Source organism: Cryobacterium sp. 10I1, from assembly GCF_035019805.1.
GTDB lineage: Bacteria > Actinomycetota > Actinomycetes > Actinomycetales > Microbacteriaceae > Cryobacterium > Cryobacterium glucosi.
In genome coordinates this window covers 1-2579 of record NZ_JASJVF010000354.1, presented here as the reverse complement: position 1 = coordinate 2579, position 2579 = coordinate 1, and the positions used below count along the sequence as shown (strand labels likewise).

The following is a 2579-nucleotide window of genomic DNA, read 5'->3' as shown; positions in this document are numbered from 1 at the left end:
ACGTGCTCGAGCCCGGTATCCCGGGCAAGGGCGTGCTGCTCACGACGCTCAGCCTCTGGTGGTTCGGGCAGCTCGCCGGGATTCCCAACCACCTGCTGGCGAATACTGCCACCGCTGGTACAGACGACGCCGCGGGCATCCCGGCCGCCGCCGCGGGCCGCGCCATGCTCTGCAGGACCCTCGACATGTTCCCGATCGAGTGCGTCGTGCGCGGCTACCTCACCGGCTCGGGCTGGAAGGAATACCAGGCCAGCCAGACGGTCTGCGGCCTGCCGCTCCCGGCGGGGCTGCAGAACGGCGACCGCCTGCCCGAACCGATCTACACGCCCGCGTGGAAGGCCCCGATGGGCGAGCATGACGAGAACATCTCCTTCGAGCGCACCGTCGAGCTCGTCGGCGCCGACGTCGCCGCCGAGCTGCGCCGCCTCTCCCTCGAGATCTTCCGCCGGGCATCCGTCATCGCCGAACAGAACGGGGTGATCCTCGCAGACACCAAGTTCGAGTTCGGCGCCGACCGGGCGACCGGAGAGATCACCCTCGCCGACGAGGTGCTGACGAGCGACTCGAGCCGCTACTGGGACGCCGTACTCTGGCAGACCGGCACGACCCCCGAACAGCGGATGTCCAGCTTCGACAAGCAGATCGTCCGCGACTGGCTGAGCGCGCACTGGGACCAGACCGGCACACCCCCGGCGCTCCCGGAGGACATCATCGAGCGCACCGCCGCCCGCTACCGCGAACTGCTCACCCGGCTCGCCGGGGACACCCCTGTCGCCTGACCGACGCGCGCGGTCACAGGACTCGGCGCCCGGCGCCGCCGAATGTTACGCTCCCGACATGCGAATCAAGATGTGCAGCGTCCACGTGAAAGACCCCGCCACCGCGTTCGATTTCTACACGTCCGTCCTCGGATTCGAGAAGCTTCTGGCCATGCCGGAGCACCAGCTGTACATCGTCAAGTCCACGGAGGACCCGGACGGCGTCGGCCTCCTGCTCGAGCCGAGCGACAACAAGGTCGCCGCGAAGTACGCCCAGGGCATCCGTGCCCTCGGCCTGCCCGCGATCGTCTTCGGCAGCCCCGACGTCCGCGCCGAATACGAGCGCCTCGGCCGTCTCGGCGTGCAGTTCACGAGCGAACCGTACACGGATGCCTTCGGCACCTCCGTCCTCTTCGACGACACCTGCGGCAACCTGATCCAGCTGCACCAGGACTGACTTCCCCCGCCCGTCGTGGGCGGAATACCGGGGCGGGGGCATCCGTTGACGCAGGTGTGACCAGATCTGCATCAGAACTCCTGCCCGCGGCGACCGGAATGGGCGCCGTCACCCTGCGCGTCGGCAACCTCGACCGCATGATCGCGTACTACCGCGACGCCGTCACGCTGAGCCCGCTCAGCCAGGACGGCCCCATCGCCGTGATGGGGCGCGGCACGACCCCGATCGTGATCCTCCAGCACGCGCCGGAACTCGCAGCCCCCGAGCCCCGCTCGAGCGGCCTGTTCCACACCGCGATCCTGTTCGAGACCCAGGCGCAGCTCGCCGCGGCGGTCTACTCGGTCGCAACGAAGCATCCGGGCACCTTCACCGGCAGCGCCGATCACCTCGTCAGCCAGGCGTTCTACTTCACCGACCCCGAGGGCAACGGTATCGAGCTCTACTGGGACCGCGACCGCACCGAGTGGAGCTGGGCCCACGGCCAGGTCGAGATGGCCACCCTCGCCCTCGACCCCAACGTCTTCATCGGCGAGCACCTCACCGAGGAGGGCGTGTCCGATCCCGGTGCAGGCAACGCCATCGTGGGTCACGTGCACCTCTCCGTCGGCGACGTGCCCACCGCCCGCGCCTTCTACGTCGACCGGCTCGGCTTCGAGGCGACCGCGAACTTCGGCCCGTCCGCGCTCTTCGTCTCGGCCGGCGGGTACCACCACCACATGGCGATGAACACCTGGAACAGCGCCGGCTCGGGCAGGCGCCGCCTCGCCCTCGGCCTCGGCGAGGTCGACATCGTGCTGCCCGGTGCCGACGACCTCGGTGCGCTCACCGAGCGGATGTCCCACTTCGGCATCGCGACCCGGCACGACGGGCAGACCCTCGGCTTCGACGACCCCTGGGGCAACCAGATCGTGGTGCGCACGGCGCTCCCCGCCTGACGAAGGCGGGCGCGCGGCCTACTGCTGGGGCTCGACCGGCGGATGCGCGCGGTCGCGACCCCAGAACTCGTCGAGCAGGTCGGCGGTCGCCTCCGGATTCTCGAGCTGCGGCGAGTGCGCGGCCTCCGGGATGATCGCATACCGGGCATCGAGCAGGCCGGCCATGCTCGCCTGCCAGTCCTGCGGCCAGGCCGGGTCGTCGACTCCGTGCGCGACGAGGGTGTCGAGACCGGTCGCGAGCAGCTCGCCGGTGGTGTCGTTCTCGTCGCTGAGGATCGCTGCCGCACCGAGCAGCTGGTCGTCGCTCGTTGCCCCCATCCGCAGACGGCGGAACGCTTCGTCGGCGGTCAGGGCTGCGTCCGGAAGACCGACGGTGTGCGGGTTGTCCTCGTTCCACCACGCCGCCGAATGTTACGCTCCCGACATGCG

General features: G+C 69.8%; 4 protein-coding genes. 3 read left to right on the top strand and 1 reads right to left on the bottom strand.

The window, feature by feature from the left end; translation table 11 throughout:
- The 3 genes from QN345_RS17840 to QN345_RS17830 form a co-directional block, all read left to right on the top strand.
- Nucleotides 1–779 (top strand): phosphoribosylaminoimidazolesuccinocarboxamide synthase (locus QN345_RS17840; protein WP_323508998.1); only part of this gene is annotated, 779 nt, incomplete at its 5' end.
- Between the two features lie 58 nt (nt 780–837).
- Complete coding sequence (locus QN345_RS17835; RefSeq protein ID WP_134446230.1) at nt 838–1215, top strand: VOC family protein; 378 nt, start codon at nt 838–840, stop codon at nt 1213–1215.
- 98 nt (nt 1216–1313) lie between these two features.
- Nucleotides 1314–2150 carry a VOC family protein gene (locus QN345_RS17830; protein WP_322189899.1) on the top strand — a complete coding sequence of 279 codons (837 nt, stop codon included), beginning with the start codon at nt 1314–1316 and terminating at the stop codon, nt 2148–2150.
- A gap of 18 nt (nt 2151–2168) precedes the next feature.
- Here QN345_RS17830 and QN345_RS17825 read toward each other — a convergent pair whose 3' ends face one another.
- On the bottom strand, nt 2169–2468 hold the full coding sequence (locus QN345_RS17825) for an alpha/beta hydrolase (RefSeq protein ID WP_323508997.1): 300 nt from the start codon (nt 2466–2468) through the stop codon (nt 2169–2171).
- Nucleotides 2469–2579: the final 111 nt, after the last annotated feature.

Excerpts from the sequence above, each read along its gene's own strand:
- QN345_RS17835 (WP_134446230.1), top strand. The coding sequence starts at position 838 with ATGCGAATCAAGATGTGCAGCGTCCACGTGAAAGACCCCGCCACCGCG.
- QN345_RS17830 (WP_322189899.1), top strand. The coding sequence starts at position 1,314 with ATGGGCGCCGTCACCCTGCGCGTCGGCAACCTCGACCGCATGATCGCG.
- QN345_RS17825 (WP_323508997.1), bottom strand. The coding sequence starts at position 2,468 with ATGGGGGCAACGAGCGACGACCAGCTGCTCGGTGCGGCAGCGATCCTC.